General features: G+C 49.9%; 16 protein-coding genes, 1 tRNA gene and 1 CRISPR repeat array. Of the genes, 5 read left to right on the forward strand and 12 right to left on the reverse strand.

From position 1 onward, the window contains the following. Window positions 1-30: 30 nt before the first annotated feature. Entirely contained in the window at window positions 31-768 is a 738-nt protein-coding gene (locus tag ACN4EK_RS06240) for an LmeA family phospholipid-binding protein (protein ID WP_431656705.1), read from the reverse strand. Window positions 769-998: 230 nt separating this feature from the next. Here ACN4EK_RS06240 and ACN4EK_RS06245 point away from each other — a divergent pair, with 230 nt between their 5' ends. Beyond that, window positions 999-1,463, forward strand: coding sequence for a hypothetical protein (locus ACN4EK_RS06245; protein WP_431656707.1), 465 nt, complete (start codon window positions 999-1,001; stop codon window positions 1,461-1,463). 51 nt (window positions 1,464-1,514) lie between these two features. Here ACN4EK_RS06245 and hisS read toward each other — a convergent pair whose 3' ends face one another. From hisS to pedR, 3 genes are all read right to left on the reverse strand, one after another. Next, a complete protein-coding gene (gene hisS, locus ACN4EK_RS06250; protein ID WP_431656709.1) occupies window positions 1,515-2,801 on the reverse strand; it encodes a histidine--tRNA ligase in 1,287 nt (428 codons plus the stop codon). A 16-nt stretch (window positions 2,802-2,817) separates the two neighbouring features. Next, on the reverse strand, window positions 2,818-3,093 hold the full coding sequence (locus tag ACN4EK_RS06255) for a hypothetical protein (RefSeq protein WP_431656711.1): 276 nt from the start codon (window positions 3,091-3,093) through the stop codon (window positions 2,818-2,820). 68 nt (window positions 3,094-3,161) lie between these two features. Then, window positions 3,162-3,437, reverse strand: a complete 276-nt coding sequence (gene pedR / locus ACN4EK_RS06260; RefSeq protein WP_431656713.1) for a photosynthetic electron transport-dependent transcriptional regulator PedR — start codon at window positions 3,435-3,437, stop codon at window positions 3,162-3,164. Window positions 3,438-3,639: 202 nt separating this feature from the next. On the opposite strand from pedR, the gene ACN4EK_RS06265 reads away from it, so the two are divergent. The 3 genes from ACN4EK_RS06265 to ACN4EK_RS06275 all read left to right on the forward strand — a co-directional run bounded on the left by ACN4EK_RS06265 (window position 3,640) and on the right by ACN4EK_RS06275 (window position 4,914). Continuing rightward, entirely contained in the window at window positions 3,640-3,894 is a 255-nt protein-coding gene (locus ACN4EK_RS06265; protein WP_431656715.1) for a DUF6737 family protein, read from the forward strand. Next, window positions 3,881-4,798 carry a glycerophosphodiester phosphodiesterase family protein gene (locus ACN4EK_RS06270; RefSeq protein WP_431656717.1) on the forward strand — a complete coding sequence of 306 codons (918 nt, stop codon included), beginning with the start codon at window positions 3,881-3,883 and terminating at the stop codon, window positions 4,796-4,798. The genes ACN4EK_RS06265 and ACN4EK_RS06270 overlap by 14 nt, the downstream gene beginning before the upstream one ends. A gap of 43 nt (window positions 4,799-4,841) precedes the next feature. After that, window positions 4,842-4,914: transfer RNA gene (locus ACN4EK_RS06275), tRNA-Thr, on the forward strand. Between the two features lie 319 nt (window positions 4,915-5,233). Beyond that, window positions 5,234-9,996: direct repeats of the CRISPR family, unit length 37 nt; unit sequence GTTTCCGTCCCCTTGCGGGGAAATGGGTGTCTGTCAC. A 331-nt stretch (window positions 9,997-10,327) separates the two neighbouring features. Here the strand turns inward: ACN4EK_RS06275 and cas2 are convergent. Both cas2 and cas1 read right to left on the reverse strand, forming a co-directional pair. Beyond that, window positions 10,328-10,612, reverse strand: a complete 285-nt coding sequence (gene cas2 / locus ACN4EK_RS06280) for a CRISPR-associated endonuclease Cas2 (RefSeq protein ID WP_431656719.1) — start codon at window positions 10,610-10,612, stop codon at window positions 10,328-10,330. Further along, window positions 10,609-11,616, reverse strand: coding sequence for a CRISPR-associated endonuclease Cas1 (cas1, locus tag ACN4EK_RS06285; RefSeq protein ID WP_431656721.1), 1,008 nt, complete (start codon window positions 11,614-11,616; stop codon window positions 10,609-10,611). Before cas1 ends, cas2 begins: the two co-directional genes overlap by 4 nt. 128 nt (window positions 11,617-11,744) lie before the next feature. Here cas1 and csx18 point away from each other — a divergent pair, with 128 nt between their 5' ends. Next, window positions 11,745-12,062, forward strand: a complete 318-nt coding sequence (csx18, locus tag ACN4EK_RS06290; protein WP_431656723.1) for a CRISPR-associated protein Csx18 — start codon at window positions 11,745-11,747, stop codon at window positions 12,060-12,062. Window positions 12,063-12,154: 92 nt separating this feature from the next. On the opposite strand, the gene ACN4EK_RS06295 is transcribed toward csx18, so the two are convergent. Genes ACN4EK_RS06295 through csx7 form a run of 6 tightly spaced genes read right to left on the reverse strand, consistent with a single transcriptional unit; the run spans window position 12,155 to window position 17,375 of the window. Beyond that, entirely contained in the window at window positions 12,155-13,465 is a 1,311-nt protein-coding gene (locus ACN4EK_RS06295) for a TIGR02710 family CRISPR-associated CARF protein (protein ID WP_431656725.1), read from the reverse strand. Between the two features lie 12 nt (window positions 13,466-13,477). After that, the gene (locus tag ACN4EK_RS06300) at window positions 13,478-14,101 is read right to left on the reverse strand and encodes a hypothetical protein (RefSeq protein WP_431656727.1); all 624 of its coding nucleotides are present in this window, start codon (window positions 14,099-14,101) and stop codon (window positions 13,478-13,480) included. Next, on the reverse strand, window positions 14,101-15,126 hold the full coding sequence (locus ACN4EK_RS06305) for an RAMP superfamily CRISPR-associated protein (RefSeq protein ID WP_431656729.1): 1,026 nt from the start codon (window positions 15,124-15,126) through the stop codon (window positions 14,101-14,103). Before ACN4EK_RS06305 ends, ACN4EK_RS06300 begins: the two co-directional genes overlap by 1 nt. Then, window positions 15,123-15,557 carry a hypothetical protein gene (locus ACN4EK_RS06310; RefSeq protein WP_431656731.1) on the reverse strand — a complete coding sequence of 145 codons (435 nt, stop codon included), beginning with the start codon at window positions 15,555-15,557 and terminating at the stop codon, window positions 15,123-15,125. Before ACN4EK_RS06310 ends, ACN4EK_RS06305 begins: the two co-directional genes overlap by 4 nt. After that, window positions 15,554-16,507 carry an RAMP superfamily CRISPR-associated protein gene (locus ACN4EK_RS06315; protein WP_431656733.1) on the reverse strand — a complete coding sequence of 318 codons (954 nt, stop codon included), beginning with the start codon at window positions 16,505-16,507 and terminating at the stop codon, window positions 15,554-15,556. Before ACN4EK_RS06315 ends, ACN4EK_RS06310 begins: the two co-directional genes overlap by 4 nt. 10 nt (window positions 16,508-16,517) lie before the next feature. Continuing rightward, window positions 16,518-17,375, reverse strand: a complete 858-nt coding sequence (csx7, locus tag ACN4EK_RS06320) for a type III CRISPR-associated RAMP protein Csx7 (RefSeq protein WP_431656735.1) — start codon at window positions 17,373-17,375, stop codon at window positions 16,518-16,520. Between the last annotated feature and the right edge of the window lie 2 nt (window positions 17,376-17,377).

Genomic DNA, 17,377 nt, shown 5'->3' on the forward strand with positions numbered 1-17,377 from the left:
AAGCAATACTCACCCGATTTAATGACCTTCTTAGGAAGGGAACTCACTAATCAGTGTTTCAGCTTCCAGCACTAACCGACCGGGTTGAACATCCAAACCTTTTAAGCGTAAAGACATCCCCTGAAGCTCAAAGTTGCGTAGATCCAACAGTTGAGTTAATTCATTCAACAACGCGGTCACCAATTCAGAATTCAGTCCCTGACCTTCGGCGGACAGAATTTCTAAAGAAATCCGTTCTCCCCGATCTTTAATATGGGGAATGGTTGTGGCATGAACTTGCTTGCTTTCTCCTGTTTGCAGAATCAACATCGTGGCATCCAACACAAACTTGCCATCACCCGGTAGTTGCAACGTAATCTGTTCCGGTTTGATCGTGACGGGTTGACCCTCTACGGTAATCTGCAAGTTCTGCATTTTACTGCGAAGATAGTCTGAATTGAGCGCCCGATTCAGATCCACCTGAGTTAACACCACATGGGTTTCTGCCTCTGTAGGACGCGTTAATTCAATATCGCCAAAGACAACGCTTAATGGATTAATGGCAATTTGATCCGTGTTAATTTCGATCGACTCTACCCGCAAATCCTGTTGCATCACCATGCCTTTACCGGCGATCGCCACAGAGTCAACTTGACCCTGAATCACCTTGCCAGGATCAGTACGAATATCCACATTCAACTCTTCTACATCATCGAGTTGACTAGCAATGCCAACCTCAGCGACTTTACTAATCGCCTGTTCCCCCAAATCAGGTTTACCCTGAGTCATTACATCTCTCCTTGTCCGTTGCCGTATAGCCCTACAATATGAAATTTGTAGTAAAGGTGTATCCATACAACAGTAGAGATCTAAAACACTACGGTATCGCCACTTTCCATCTTGGGAAAGAGCCAATTTAATCAGGTAAGTTACCGATTGACAAGTTTATTCTCTTGCCCGATGCTAATAAAGCTTCAATGCCTCAATCGGTTGTTTCTTGGTGATTAGGATCTGATTCGATGAAATCATCACTCGTGTTATGGACGATCGCGGTCAGCTTAGGCGTAAGTAGTTATGGTGTAGCCGTTCCTGCCCCCTCAGTGCCTCCAGTGCCCCCTCCGGAGTCAACCCTGTTACCCCCCAGATCTACCCCAGTTACCACCATCCGAGTAACAAATAAACAGGTGGCGATTCGCCTCATAAATCGCACCTCTGAGCCAATTAACTACATTGCGATCGGAGATACACCGGAGCGATCGTTGGGAATGAATCAATCGGTGTTGCTTCAGGGTTTAAACCTACCCACCACCCTAAATTGTTATTACCAAAGTAAACAAACATTTGAACAAAAATCGCTCCGAGCAGAGTTGAAAGCCAACAATGCCACTGGAATTTTAGAAGTCACATTAAAAGAGGGAGCAGCCGAGGATAGCCATACCCTCGTGATTACCGTTAGTCAACAAGGCAATGTCTACCTTTACTAGCAACATTTTTAGAGTCTTACCCTTCTCCTGCCCCCACTTTGAAACCATGCCTTAATTTCCCTGCCGAATCCCCGCAATCTGCTGCCGCAGGTCATCCACCTTAGCGATTAGATCCGCTTGTGCGATCGCCTGTTGTTCCCCAGAGGCTAACCACTTCAATTGCACTGTTTTAGTTTCGGCTTCCGCATCGCCCAAAATCAAGCAAGCCGCCGCCCCACTGCGATCGGCACGTTTAAACTGTTTACCAAAGGCACTGCCACTCAGATCTAATTCCACTTTAAAGTCAAGCCGCCGCAACTGTTGTGCCAGCATCAATGCTTGGGCTTCTGCATGATTGCCACGGGATACCATATAGAAATCGATCGTTGCCGTCGGTCGCGGACTCAGTTGTTGCAGCAAAATAATCAGGCGCTCCAGCCCGATCGCCCAACCCACTGCCGGAGTCGCCGCTCCCCCCAATTCCGCTACCAGTCCGTCATAACGTCCCCCTGCACACACGGTAGCCTGGGCACCCAGATCACTCGACTGAATCTCAAACACCGTATGGGTGTAGTAATCTAATCCCCGGACTAATTTGGGATTCAGGGTGTAACGAATGCCTAAATCCGTCATCAGTTGTTGCACCTGGGCAAACCGTTGGGCAGACTCAGGACTCAATTGCTCTAGAATGCTGGGAGCCGATGCTAAAATTTCTTGCGTTCTAGCATTTTTGCTATCCAGAATCCGCAGAGGGTTGCGAGTCAATCGATCCTGCGAGTCTGGGTCAAGGTCATCTTTATAAGGTGTGAGGTATGCCACCAGGGCTTCCCGATAGGTGCGGCGATCGTCCGGACTGCCGATCGAATTCAGATTCAATTCCAGATTCTTCAGTCCCAGAGTTTGCAGAATTTCCGTCGCGATCGCGATCGCTTCCGCATCTGCTCGGGCAGACGGACTACCTAACACCTCCACCCCAATCTGGTGAAACTGGCGCTGGCGACCTGCCTGGGGTCGCTCATACCGGAACATCGGCCCTACATACCAGAGGCGCTGTACACTTCCCTGCGTGGCTAATCCATGTTCAATATAGGAACGCACTACGCCAGCCGTTCCCTCTGGACGCAAGGTAATCGAGCGATCGCCCCGATCCTTAAAGGTATACATCTCCTTGCCCACCACATCGGTTGCCTCCCCGATCCCCCGCTCAAACAGATCGGTATGCTCCACGATCGGGGTACGAATTTCCTGATAGACCGCCTTGGCAAAAATTTCCCGCGCCACCGCTTCAACCCATTGCCAATAGCCCATTTCATCGGGCAGAATATCCCGCGTTCCCTTAACGGCTTGAATCAATCCCATGCGTTTCTCTACTTCCTCAGCCCTGCCTCTCTATCGTGGATGGCTCCACGGTTTCCCAAGCTCCATAGCGATCGCTATAGTATGCCAAAATTTGCTGCACTTGTGCCTGACAGGTTGGCTCATGCTCAGGGTATTCAATCTGCAAACTATCAATTTGACTCAAATAGTAGTCAAACGACTGAGACTGCTGGGGTAGTAACTCTGCCTGCACCCCAACCACCAAGCAGAGATGTGCCGCCACCTCCCGATAGATTGCCAGAGGCATCTTTGCCCATCGAACTCGATATTTCAACCGTCTGCTCCCCACCGTAAATTACGGCTACTCATGCCACTACTCCACCTGCACCTCATCCTCAAAGATCAAGATGTAGCTTCAGTCCCAGAGTTTGGCAGGGGACAGCAGTTAACATTATCAATACAAACCTTGCCCCACTGGAGCGCCCACCGCACCAACGCTACCCGGTTATCCGTCTCTGTCTTGGTCAGGATGTTACTAATGTGATTATCGACTGTGCGCTTACTGATCTCCAGCTTTTCCGCAATCTCCTGATTGGTTAAGCCAGCGGCTACCAGTTCAATCACTTGCAGTTCTCGTTCGGAGAGGGGACCCTGCACCTGAGATTCACTACTAGCCATACTTCTGTACCCGTTATGTGTATATGTACTTAGTCTGTTTTTATTGTAGGAGGAATCTTAGCAAAAAAGCGAGTTGCCGATCGACGGATTCATCTGCCTTTCAACCCGGATAGCGAAGGTTAGAGCGATCATCACCACAGCATCAAGAATGATTTATCTTTAAAAGCCAGAACGCTCTATAATTTGTGATCTAGCAATTGTCATGGCTACTAACCAACCCGCAAGCGTTTGGCACTATAAACCCTGGTGGTGTCAACCCTGGTCAATTCTGTTAACCGGCTGTGGTCTGATTGGCGGCATCTGGTGGCTGACCCAGATCATCTGGCTCACAATCCTGGTTGCCATCCCCGTTCTCACCTGGATGGGCTTCTTTTTGCTCCTCTATCCCCGCCTGATGCAACAAAGTGGGATGTTAGCCGAACCGCCCCAGCCATCCTCCGATCATGAAACCATTTGATGTGCAGGGACACCGGGGAGCGCGAGGACGACGACCCGAAAATACCCTACCCGCCTTCGAGTATGCGATCGAGGTTGGCGTGACCACCCTGGAATTGGATACGGGCATTTCCGCCGATGGTGTGGTGGTGGTTTGCCATAACCCGATCATCCATCCCCAACTTTGTATCGATGGCTGCGGCGATCGCTTGCCTGACTTTCCCCCGTTGTACCTCAAAGATCTCATGGTCGAAGAGATCCAATCGTTTGATTGTGGCTCCCTCAATCCCGATCCCCAGCAATTTCCCGACCAGCAACTCGTTCCCGGAACCTGCATCCCCACGCTGCAACAGGTGTTTGATTTAGCCGAATCCCGCAATCCGCAAATTCGTTACAACATCGAAAGCAAGGTTAACCCCCTGCATCCCCAGCAAACCTATAGCGCCAAGGAATTTGCCGAAAAACTGGTTGCCCTGATCGAACAGAATCAACTTACCGATCGAGCCATGATTCAATCCTTTGACTGGCGAGTTCTGCACCGGGTCAAACAACTCAATCCCACGATTTCAACCGTTGCTCTGATTAGCCATCGAGTGCGAGGACATAGTACCCTGCGATCGCCCACCGGCGGCGCATCTCCCTTTCTAGCCGAGTTTGACTTTAAGGACTTCCAGGGCGATCTGGTGGCTTTACTTCAGGCAACGGGTTTTGTTGATGTCTATTCCCCTAACTTTGAAACCCTACTACCCGAATCACCCGATTTCATTCAACCCCTTCAGGACTTTCACGCGGCTGGCTTCCCCGTGATTCCCTGGACGGTCAACCACCCCCACCTGATGCAACACCTGATCCATTTAGGCGTAGATGGACTGATCACCGATTTCCCCGATCGGCTACTGCAACTCCTGACCGAAAAAGATCTTTGAAATCGATCGCGAGGTTTGCTATAGTAATAAATCGGTAAGTCATGCTGGTGTAGCTCAGTTGGTAGAGCAGCTGATTTGTAATCAGCCGGTCGCAAGTTCGAGTCTTGTCACCAGCTTCTCAGTTAAAAGCCTCTGAAGTTAAGCGCTTCAGGGGCTTTCTCGTTTTCAGATATCGGATGAGAGCTATATAAGTGCTCTACATTCAAGGTAAAGATTGGGTACATTTAGGCATTCTTGGGTGTAATTTGGGTGTAAGGACAAGCGTACTGAAGGTAATAATCTTATGTACTCAAAGACCGCAACTGGTAAAGCTTCTAAGGGATCCATTCAAATCATTACCTCTCATGATCGCTTGCAACTACGGGTTCGGTTTGCTGGCAAACGTCACTACATTTCTACGATTGCAACACTCGGGTACTAATGCATTAACTACATGTTTCTGTCCCCTTGCGGGGAAATGGGTGTCTGTCACGACTCGATCAAAGCGGTGTCGTTGTGCGACAAATTTCACAAGTTTCCGTCCCCTTGCGGGGAAATGGGTGTCTGTCACAAATATAGAGGACGGGTAGTGGTAGAGAAGGATGGTGTGAAAGTTTCCGTCCCCTTGCGGGGAAATGGGTGTCTGTCACGGGCTGGCGTGTAGACTCTGCTTTGTTGAATTAGATTAAGGCTAGAGTTTCCGTCCCCTTGCGGGGAAATGGGTGTCTGTCACTATTAAGGGTGAGACTTGGTTGCTGTTCTCTTTCTTCGGTTTCCGTCCCCTTGCGGGGAAATGGGTGTCTGTCACATGCCGTTGACTCCTGCAACTCTGAGGTGATGTTTAGCGAGTGGTTTCCGTCCCCTTGCGGGGAAATGGGTGTCTGTCACTACCCTGCCATAAAATCCGTCCTGACACGGTTCGGTTTCCGTCCCCTTGCGGGGAAATGGGTGTCTGTCACGTAGACTGCAACTCGACACCATTGAAATGGACGGCTAGTTTCCGTCCCCTTGCGGGGAAATGGGTGTCTGTCACCTTACTACAGAAAGAATAAGCACGAAATCAATCAACGTAGAGTTTCCGTCCCCTTGCGGGGAAATGGGTGTCTGTCACCACATTTTGCTGCTCTAGTGAAGCAATCCAAGACTATTGGTTTCCGTCCCCTTGCGGGGAAATGGGTGTCTGTCACTACGCTCTGAATTCTTTAGCATGGAATCACACGATAAGACGTTTCCGTCCCCTTGCGGGGAAATGGGTGTCTGTCACCTACCACCGAAAAAGCCAAGGTACTCAAACACCTTAATTTAGACGTTTCCGTCCCCTTGCGGGGAAATGGGTGTCTGTCACTTCAGGAGAGAAAGATGTTGACTGAACTATACAGACTATTCAATGTTTCCGTCCCCTTGCGGGGAAATGGGTGTCTGTCACACTGAAACCGGCCTGCTGAACGGTGTGCTTGTCTGTATCGGGTTTCCGTCCCCTTGCGGGGAAATGGGTGTCTGTCACATGCAGATGTTAGTGCAGCCGAAATTTCCGAGTATTTTGGGTTTCCGTCCCCTTGCGGGGAAATGGGTGTCTGTCACGGTTGCATTGTAGCTGGAACTAAACCAATTCAAATTCCGGGGTTTCCGTCCCCTTGCGGGGAAATGGGTGTCTGTCACGCTGGAAAGATCGCAACACAGGCGCACAACGCTCAAAGGTTTCCGTCCCCTTGCGGGGAAATGGGTGTCTGTCACACTTCCAATCAAGTGACCCTTTACACTCGCCCTGGTGATGAGTATGTTTCCGTCCCCTTGCGGGGAAATGGGTGTCTGTCACAATTACGGAAATTATCCTGGCAACCTACGCCAGAAATGAAGTTTCCGTCCCCTTGCGGGGAAATGGGTGTCTGTCACTTATCGTCGTCAATGTTCAATGGCAACTGCTCCATCCAGCGAGTTTCCGTCCCCTTGCGGGGAAATGGGTGTCTGTCACGGGGTAAACCTAACTGACCTTTCGGAGTCTCCGGCAATGGGTTTCCGTCCCCTTGCGGGGAAATGGGTGTCTGTCACTGTCTGAAGGTGTGTGGGAACGTGCCTATTTAATTGAAAGGTTTCCGTCCCCTTGCGGGGAAATGGGTGTCTGTCACGTTACTGTCGCGTGAATAAACTCTGACGACTGGTGTTTCCGTCCCCTTGCGGGGAAATGGGTGTCTGTCACAACTTCTACATATACCAGCATCGCAGTTTATAGCGAAAGTTTCCGTCCCCTTGCGGGGAAATGGGTGTCTGTCACGGGAACCAGGCGGGGGTCTGTAGTTAAAATCCCTGGCACAGTTTCCGTCCCCTTGCGGGGAAATGGGTGTCTGTCACCTTTGGCATTCACTGGACGGCAATTCTTGTCAGTGGTTTGTTTCCGTCCCCTTGCGGGGAAATGGGTGTCTGTCACCCTACTGGTGGATTCGGCAGGGTGTAACGCGAGTCATTGGAAGTTTCCGTCCCCTTGCGGGGAAATGGGTGTCTGTCACTTCAGAACCCTCCATCATGGCGTTTAGCCCCATCACCGCCGCGGTTTCCGTCCCCTTGCGGGGAAATGGGTGTCTGTCACTCTGCCTTGTAAAGTTCCTCGACAATTACCCACCAGTTTCCGTCCCCTTGCGGGGAAATGGGTGTCTGTCACTGAATGGTAAATCACTGCTCGGGATTGAGTTAGGTCAAGGGTTTCCGTCCCCTTGCGGGGAAATGGGTGTCTGTCACAGCGAAGGTTAATCCGGATGCCAGTGTGTCTGCTACCATTGACGTTTCCGTCCCCTTGCGGGGAAATGGGTGTCTGTCACCTTTGGGGTGGACTCTGCGGTGAGCTTCGTATTGCGTGTTTCCGTCCCCTTGCGGGGAAATGGGTGTCTGTCACGCCGCGTTCGTCGGCCGTCTCGCCCAGCATGTCGATGCGTTCGTTTCCGTCCCCTTGCGGGGAAATGGGTGTCTGTCACAAGCGTGTTCTTTGGTTTATCCTTCTGATGAAATACGTTTCCGTCCCCTTGCGGGGAAATGGGTGTCTGTCACGAATCTATACCTTTCATTCAAGGGCTTTAGCCCTATTACGTTTCCGTCCCCTTGCGGGGAAATGGGTGTCTGTCACCACTCTTTCTCAAATCATCAAGCAAGCAGACTCAGTAGCGATCGGTTTCCGTCCCCTTGCGGGGAAATGGGTGTCTGTCACATCCAAGTACTAATCACTTCTTTATCCGTGAATGAAGTCGTTTCCGTCCCCTTGCGGGGAAATGGGTGTCTGTCACACGATTGAGGAGAATCAAGATTCCTACACTAGAGATCATGGTTTCCGTCCCCTTGCGGGGAAATGGGTGTCTGTCACGAAAGTGGGTTGTGTGATTGTGAAGGAGAATCGAGTTGTTTCCGTCCCCTTGCGGGGAAATGGGTGTCTGTCACTTAACGCAGATCCTAGAGCGACACCACAGCAGATATAGGTTTCCGTCCCCTTGCGGGGAAATGGGTGTCTGTCACAGAGTACTGATAGCGTTGAACAAAAAATCAAAGCCTTTCGAGTTTCCGTCCCCTTGCGGGGAAATGGGTGTCTGTCACGAAGTGCGTTGATTGGATTCATTGTGACTCCAAAGAAATGTTTCCGTCCCCTTGCGGGGAAATGGGTGTCTGTCACGGGATTGTTGAAAATTCTGGATTCGTTCAAGTCATCCACGAAGGTTTCCGTCCCCTTGCGGGGAAATGGGTGTCTGTCACTAGGTTTGCTCTGTGCTGTAACAGGCAAACGGCGGGGTTTCCGTCCCCTTGCGGGGAAATGGGTGTCTGTCACCCAGCGTTAGCTGTGGGTCGTATTTCTCAACCCATTGCAGCGTTTCCGTCCCCTTGCGGGGAAATGGGTGTCTGTCACGCCTGGTGATGACCGGCAAAAGCTGGTCAGAAGAAAGTTTCCGTCCCCTTGCGGGGAAATGGGTGTCTGTCACACAGGATGCGGCTACCCTACGTGCCCAGGGCGTAGCGTTTCCGTCCCCTTGCGGGGAAATGGGTGTCTGTCACGGTTCAGATGGCAGTGTTCAAAGGTGTGGGCGGGAATTATTTGTTTCCGTCCCCTTGCGGGGAAATGGGTGTCTGTCACGATCGAGTCCAAAATCGGGTTCTGATATGCCACTTTCGTTTCCGTCCCCTTGCGGGGAAATGGGTGTCTGTCACCAGCAGTTCCAGTGGCAATGGTTCACCGATCGGCTGGAGTTTATCGTCGTTTCCGTCCCCTTGCGGGGAAATGGGTGTCTGTCACACCGTGGGAGCATTCATTTCAGGAACCAGGATAGTGTTTCCGTCCCCTTGCGGGGAAATGGGTGTCTGTCACAGCTGCTCGATCAATGGCGGCCCAGGTAGGTAGGCTGGCGCTCTGTGTGTTTCCGTCCCCTTGCGGGGAAATGGGTGTCTGTCACACTGAAAACCTCCACGACTTCAGCCTCATGGATGAAGACGATCTGGTTTCCGTCCCCTTGCGGGGAAATGGGTGTCTGTCCACACTACAAAGTGCTATCCCACAAGAAAATCAGTGCTGTTTCCGTCCCCTTGCGGGGAAATGGGTGTCTGTCACCTTGAATGCAAGCACGACGGCCATCAATGAAATAGCCGCGTGGCGTTTCCGTCCCCTTGCGGGGAAATGGGTGTCTGTCACGTTGTTGAAGCGGCGATTGCGCTTCGTCTCGAATACACCCTCTTTGTTTCCGTCCCCTTGCGGGGAAATGGGTGTCTGTCACCGGCTTGACTGAAGGTGTCATTCACCAAGCCATGCTGTCCGTGTTTCCGTCCCCTTGCGGGGAAATGGGTGTCTGTCACCCCCTCTAACGCGGGGGTGATGTTTAGTGAGAGCTACGGGGGTTTCCGTCCCCTTGCGGGGAAATGGGTGTCTGTCACCTGCTGAACCCTCTGTAATATCACTCAGCAAGCTTGTAATACGATTGTTTCCGTCCCCTTGCGGGGAAATGGGTGTCTGTCACAACCTCCATGCTAGAAAGACGTGCAACAACAGATAGTTCCATAGTTTCCGTCCCCTTGCGGGGAAATGGGTGTCTGTCACCAAGAGTCCTTAGATCTGCTGCTTACGGAGGACATCGAGCTTCGTTTCCGTCCCCTTGCGGGGAAATGGGTGTCTGTCACTCCGGAGCACCGACCTCATCTTCAGAGGTCAGAGGTAATTGTTTCCGTCCCCTTGCGGGGAAATGGGTGTCTGTCACCCTACCTATTTGGAAACCTTACCATATTTGGTTTTCATGGTGCAGTTCCGCCGGAGTACGGAGAAGCTCGTTTACAATTCTTAAACTGAAATCAGATGAATGTAAAAAGCGATTGTTTCTGCGGCTTTCCATGATTATAGCCGAATTTCTTCAACGATCCAATCCACAAATTCTATATTTGCTGCGAATCTCTGATTCAAGCTTCACTATACTCACGTATCCTCCACGCGACAGATCAACGATCGATCTTCATATTTTGTTACATCAATCCATGCCTGTCCCCACACAGCTTTCAGGCAACTCCAGGTCGCTACCCATACCACCGGACTGTTTACAAAATTAAATAATCCGGTGGCTCATAGAGCGGAGGACTACCATATACCCTTGCCTGCTGCTTTGCCTTACCGTCCAACGGATACACCCGTAAACTATCCTCTGCCAATTTCAGCAACGGTAGCCAACGCTGCTGGAGCAACTCCATTAACTCCGCTTCCGTCACCGGACACTCAAACACCGAATACTGCACTCGCTGGCACCGTTGCTCGATCCGCTTCGCCAGTTTTTGGCGGCGTTTATCATCACGCACGTCATAACAAACCACCCAAAAACTGCTCATTTTAGTGCAAATGCCTCATAGTCCAAACTCTGATTCACCAAACACCGACCTACCCACCGAGCCTGCTCTACTAAGATTTGGCTAACCCGTAACTGCCGATTTTGAGCCGGATACAACAGAGCTTTGCCAAACTGCCGCTCCAATTCTGCCAGGAATAATTTCTTGCCCAACGTCCCCACCCAAATCCCGCCATCGGGCGACGGTTCAAAATCCTCTGGCGACAGTAGATCTGCCTGAATCATCGCAATCACAGCCTGATCCACCACCACCGGACGAAACTCCTCCATCAAATCCAGTACCAGATTGGGACGGTAGGGTTCTGTCGCATGGAAAACGCCTAAATAGGGATCAAGCCCCGCCTGGACACAGGCAGAAAATACCCGCGCCAATAGCACCCCATAGCCCCAACTCAATAATGCATTAATCGGGTCGAGCGGGGGTTGCCGATTGCGCCCTCGAAAATTCCAGTGATCGGGAAACCAATATCGCAACGCCTGATAATAGGTACGGGCACAGATCCCCTCCATGCCCATCAACTCATTGCGGCTGAAGGATGCCGTCGCCGCCTGGAGCCGAGTCAAGTATGCCGCAATCACATCGATCGCTTCAGTCAGTTCTGAAATCCGCCCCTGTGTGGCTCGATTCCGGCGTTGCAGTAACGTGCGCTGGTTACGAATTTTGCCAATCACCAGTCGTCGTGCCAGAGCTAAACCAAATTCTGTTTCCACCAGGCGATACTGAGCCAACCGAATCGCCGGATTACTGGGAAAGTGACCCTGGAGCCGACCCCGAAATTGTCCACTTTGCCGCAGGAAGATCGTTTCAATCCCCCGATCGAGCAACTCAGCAATCACCACACTCGAAAGTTGCACTCCTGGCAAAATCACCACCAGCCGTAACTCTGCCAATCGACAAATCCGTGATTCTGGCTGCTTTTGAATCACCAAAGCTTCATTTTGATACCGGACAGTTATGCCGGGTTCCGTCAGATACAGGGTCGTCATGGCGAGAGATGTTTGAATTGAGCAACAGCCAACCTATCCCAGACGGCTCCTTTTATCTTGGCTTAGCTGTTGAAGACCCCTCTTCCAAACGGGTGACATAATCAGGCAGAAGTTACAGGAAACCTCTCATGTCCTCATCGCTAACTCAACAACTGGTTCGTTACCGCACCTGGTTGATCGCCATTGTCAATGCCGGAATCACCTGGATTGTGCTGATTATCGCGCCTTTAGGGTTATTTGCCGTGATCACTTGCACCGCTCTGGTCTTCCTGGGTAGCCTCCTCACAGGTTGGCTCAGCGATCGCGCCCTCCTCTCACTCTTACAGAGTCACGATCGCGCATCAATGCCACCAACTGTTAACGCAGAATATCTGCATCGAGAACCTGATCAAGAACGGCGATCGACCATTCCCGACCCTAAAAGACAAAATCTCCCCGATCGTTAACTAGGATATCTGTCCTCTCTCATCCACTTAGCAGCAAAACCCACTCCTACCAAACCTCGAACCGATTCAATTCCAATTCCTAAGCATATAACTTAGAACAGCCGTAGTGGAAATTGAATAGGTTGAAATTTAGGATTCGGAGAGGTCACAGCCTTAACTCCTTGCTGAATGAAATCAACAATGACCATCTTCACCTTTTGATAGTCATTACTGGTAATGGGTTGAAAGCCATGAGCGAATAAAGAATGATTGCGGATTTGCAATGTGTCAGAAATAGCATTCTTCCTCTGTTCATACAAATCACCCAATGGATCAGCCGATAGTTGGCTAAGTAACTCATAACTCTTTTGTAACGCGAGTTGGATCTTGCCATTAACGGGCGATCGTTGACTGGTATATTGGTCTTGCAATAACTCTGGGAGCTTGGCTAAATCGATGTCCCCTGTACGAATACCATACGCTTGATAGAGGCGAATTTGAGCTAGCAGTTCCAGGGCACGATAAATCCGCCCAACCGCATCGTCATAGCGTTGTTGCATGACACGACGTTCTGCATTGAGCAATAGGTCTTCAACAATTTCATAACCATGCCCTGGGATGCTATCAACTGGGTTAAACGCATCATCGATCGCGGCTCGACTGCTCATCACCCGCTTCAAAAATAATCCCAATGGCTGAATCCGTCTCATCTGGGGTTGCAGCAAATTCCATGCCTCCACATGATCAAACCGATCCCAGGCATCTAATCCAGCACAACAATCCCGCAGTTCTCGAATATAGCGTTTCTGTTCTGATGGTAGTTCTAACGACTGTAAAAGTTGCCGGAGTTCTGCGATCGCGGCAGGGTAATTATATTGCTGCAACAGTGTAGGTAAGGTTTGCTCAATTTTGCGTTCAACGGTGACAAGGGAAACTGGAGCCAGTTCAGTTGATTCTCCACGTTCCACCCGAATCAGGTTTTCGCGCGTTGCGGCAGTCGTTAAAAATAACTGAAGTTGATAATCGATCGCAGCCAACCCTAATGCCAGTGACATCGTTTTCGTTCCGCCTGTATAGTCTGCCAGTAGAGTAGCATCTGGCGATTCCTGACGAATCTGGCGGATTTTCTCCGTAACCATTTGATAACATTCGGATAGATCATCCGGGTTGTGCAACCGTACCATATCTCGATCGGCTTGAAAGCGCTCACCCAAACTGGCTTGTGTTGGAATATTGGGTAACTTTTCTACCACTTCACTGCCACGTCGGACTTCGCAGGGACTACCCTCACCCGTCACCTGGCTTTCACTCCCTTTCGCCCCCACCGAGCAGATAAAAATGACACGATCGGGGTTTAAACTGTTGATTGCTGTGACAATTGGCTGATGGGAACCACCAACGGTGACAAAGAGAATACTGGGCATAGGAGATAACCTTTAGTCAATGCACTTTACTTTTCTGATACTGCCGTCTTCTTTCAAGTCCAGAATTTCGATCGTTACAGGTTGCGATTCAGATAACGTACTGGCTTTTCGCGGTTCTTTCTCAGTCAGGCGAATAGTACCCAGAATCTCATAAGTAACTTTGTTTCCTTTAATCGCCGCGATCGTGGCTTCTAACCGTTGCCCAATCTCAAATTGATTCGCTTGCGTGACGGCTTGAATGACTGCTTCTCGCTCGGTGGGAACGACGATCTCCGGAATTTCGCCAATCGGTCCTGCTTTGTCGTAATACTGCACTAACCGGGCTGCCCAACCCAAAATTTGCAACATTGTCACCGCATCATTCTGATAAGGTTGCAGGTATTTGACACAAGTTCTTTCGATGTTATTCAAATAAGCTGACGTTTTATTACTATGCCCAATGCGTCCGCCGTTTTTCGCCAGGGTTTTAAGGTAGTCAAAAAACTTAGTCCCTGCATTGTCTCGTTCTCGATAGGCACGTAAATAACTAATGATTTTCTTGAATTCATTTACATCTGTACCATCCCGCACCAAGGATTGAGCGATCGCATCTGCAACCTGCCACTGAACTTCGGTTAATGCTGCCGTTGCTTGCATTAGTACATACCCTCCGGTGCAGTGCGATCGGTCGGAAATTTCAAGACTTCTGCCAATTGCTGTAGCTGTGGTTCCAGGATCAAGTTTTTATGGGCAGCTTGTATGGCTTGCTGCATAAATTGCTGTAGTTTCTCTCCTGTTAATTGATTGGAATCTGGTGGGGTGTAGCGGGTATAGCGATCGCGGAGGTTTTGAGCCTGCTCGATCGCGGTGACTTCAACCGTCATTGTGCCCATGCCAACCGGCTTACCACCGCCAACCTTTAAGGCAAAGGGATACTGACTATCCTGCCCAAGTGCAATGAGCAATGTACCCAATTCTGCCTGACTTAAATTCATAAATTGCAGATGGGTGGTAAAGCAATATTCTGTGCCTGCCTGCTGGACAGGAATCCCACGATCGCCCCCATCTACTGCTTTAACGGCATGGTAATAAAACTTTCTGCCAGCCGCCTTGCCATGTTGAAAGTAATCTCTACGTTGATCTGGACGAGGACGGTAGAGAGAGGGCATGAAGCCAACTACCGACTCAGTTCTCTCACATTTGGCATCGGTAAAATGGATTAAACCCTGCCAATCCAATGCGCCAAAAACAAGGCTAGCTGGGCATAATTCCTTTTTATTGCGAAGCAATCGTTCTGGTGGCATATTCTTTTTATAGGAGTTAGTTACAACTGGCAAAGTGCTATTTGTAATCGCTTCGTAAATTGAGCGAACCACACCTTTCAAGGAACTCCCTGGAATAGTCAGTTGTTGCGAAGTTCCTTTTGCCATTGTTTTCACTAGAGGGACACGGCTACTCACATCGCTACCCATTGCGACAATGCCAGTCGATACATGCAGGGCGGTTCTCACGTTAAGGGTAAGTTCGATCGAACCATGTAAACAGTTAGAACGGTAGCGATCGTGCCCGACTGGATGCTTCAAGGTTGGTGGTTGAGTCGGAAAGGGGATCAGCTTATAGGGTTTTTCGGGAGATAGCTGATTGGGTGAAGGGTTGCGTCGAATCGGTCTGTTGGATGTCATTGCTGTGCCTGAACTGTAAGAGCAACAAAATGAACCGTTGCGGTGTGTGCATCTAAAAAGTAGCGTTGACCAACATTGACACCACGATGGTCAATGCCTGTAGGGAAGCGGGTTTCAGTCGGTGGATAAATCTGGGCATCCCGGTTCTGACATTCCCATGCTGTTCCAATCGACGTAAAGCGATCGTCGGCACCAGTGGTACTCAGTAACAGAAGCTCAAATCCTTTACTGTGTTTTTTCCAGCGTAGTTCTCGCTTGTCGTCAAACATTTGACCTTCGGGACTCAGGGGTTCTGGCAATTCTGAGACAATACCACTCACCTGATGAACCCACCGTAAAAAGTAGCGACTATTGTGATTTTTGTAGTCCTCTAATACCTTACTCAGTTCTTCGGAGGACAATTGTTGTCGATAGCCAACGAATACGGTCATGCGGCTACCCCCAAAAGCTGGCTCCAAGCTTTGACCGATCGCTCAAACAGGTCGTTCACTGTTCCTGCTTGCCATTCCAGTTGGACTCCAAATCCCAGAGCCATTAACTGAGCCTTAACAGGTGTCTGCTGTCGATCGTGATCAGGAAAACCGTACCGTTGCCGTTCCTCTGGTTCCAAAAATTCTCCGGCTCCCAATAAAGTTGTGTCATCCCACTGTTTAGAACTCCCTAACGCGGAGATTTTATTGGGTTCAGCTAACACACAGCCTGGATATTGCACGACAGCCGCATTGAGTTTTACAGTCACCAGACCCATTCCGCGAGACTTGGCAAACCCCAGTCCAAACCACCCATCATCCAGGTCACGCAACACCAAGCCAATTAATCCCAGTTGCGCCAGGGAAAAGTTTTTCAAGTGAATTCTGGTTCTGAATTCACCCGCCGTACAAACCTGATAATTGAAGGGCCCAACAGCGACGGATCCAAATACCCGATCGATCGCAACCCCATTCCGCTCCTCGATTTTAAGTGCAGCGCGATCGCTGGGGTAAGCATCTTCAATCCGAATGCGGCTGGCAATATGGATACTGCCAAACATTTGATCGGTGAAGGAGGACTGACGATAAATTGCTTTTGGGTCTTCAACCTTCTCTAGCTTCTCATAGCTTTTGCGATCGAGCGGATCAGTTGCCCAAGGTAGATTGGGTTGCTTTGAGTTAAATTGGTCACTACCTACAGTTCTCACAATCCGCTCCGCATGGGCACGAATCGCTCCTTTGAGAGAACTTCCAGGTAGGTAGATAGAGCGTCCTCCCTGGTGGTAGGTTTCCACAAATTCCATATCTGGCTTGGTAGGATCAGCTCCTTCCTTGCCTGATTTGATCAAAATTGGTCCACAGGGTTCTAGCGCGAGATCGATCGTACAGTGATTGACAAAGCGTTTGTGCATAGCGATCCTCTTACAGTGTGGCTGAAGTGGTGGTGTCAGTCGTTGGAGTCCGAAGGTGGGTAATCAGAGCTTCTGTCCAATCTTGTTTGAGAGCCGTCATTCGTTCTGGAGAACATAAGTAATGGTCTTTCTGGTTGTTAAGCAACCGTTGCAAATACTCCAAAAGCTGATTTGGTTGGTCTTCCGGGTAGTCAAACCACCCCATTTGGTCAATCTCTAATCGCACCACACCCAAACCGCGCGATCGTCCGCCACCCAAAGGAATTTGTTCTGTCTCGAACTGGTGTAAGCCAATCATCAACAGTCCTAATTCCCAATCTTCAGCGTTTTCAACGACTGCCTGAAACTCAAAAGGTGTTCCAGCGGGCACCACTTGAAAATCATAGAGCTTACCATCAGATGCGGTTTCAGTGTCACGATCGATGGAAACGCCATCCCGTTCTTGATATTGACCAAACCAAGCTTCTGGTTGCACTGTCAAATCCCGCACCTGGAACTTGCTGGCAACCCAGGGAGAACCAAAGAGGCGAGACGCAAAATCGGTCTGCTTCAATATCTCCTGTGTTAGAACCGCATCATCCTCATACCGTTCTTTCAAAGCTTTAATTGCATTCATAGAATCAGGACTAGTGAGGCTACTGGGATCGTCTGCAAACGACGGATCAATGCCACGGAGAAAACTTTCTAGTCGCGATCGCAATGCTCCCTTGAAACTGGAACCAGGAATCAGGGGTCTGCCCAGAGCATCTTTCACAACAGGTAAATCTGACCCGATCGGCTCTGTCGATCGTCCTTGAGAAATTCGTAATGCTGTTACGGTAGTTAATGTACCTTTGAGTTCTAATCGACTTCTAAAAATATCAAACATAA

Source organism: Pantanalinema rosaneae CENA516, assembly GCF_050753385.1.
GTDB lineage: Bacteria > Cyanobacteriota > Cyanobacteriia > Leptolyngbyales > Leptolyngbyaceae > Pantanalinema > Pantanalinema rosaneae.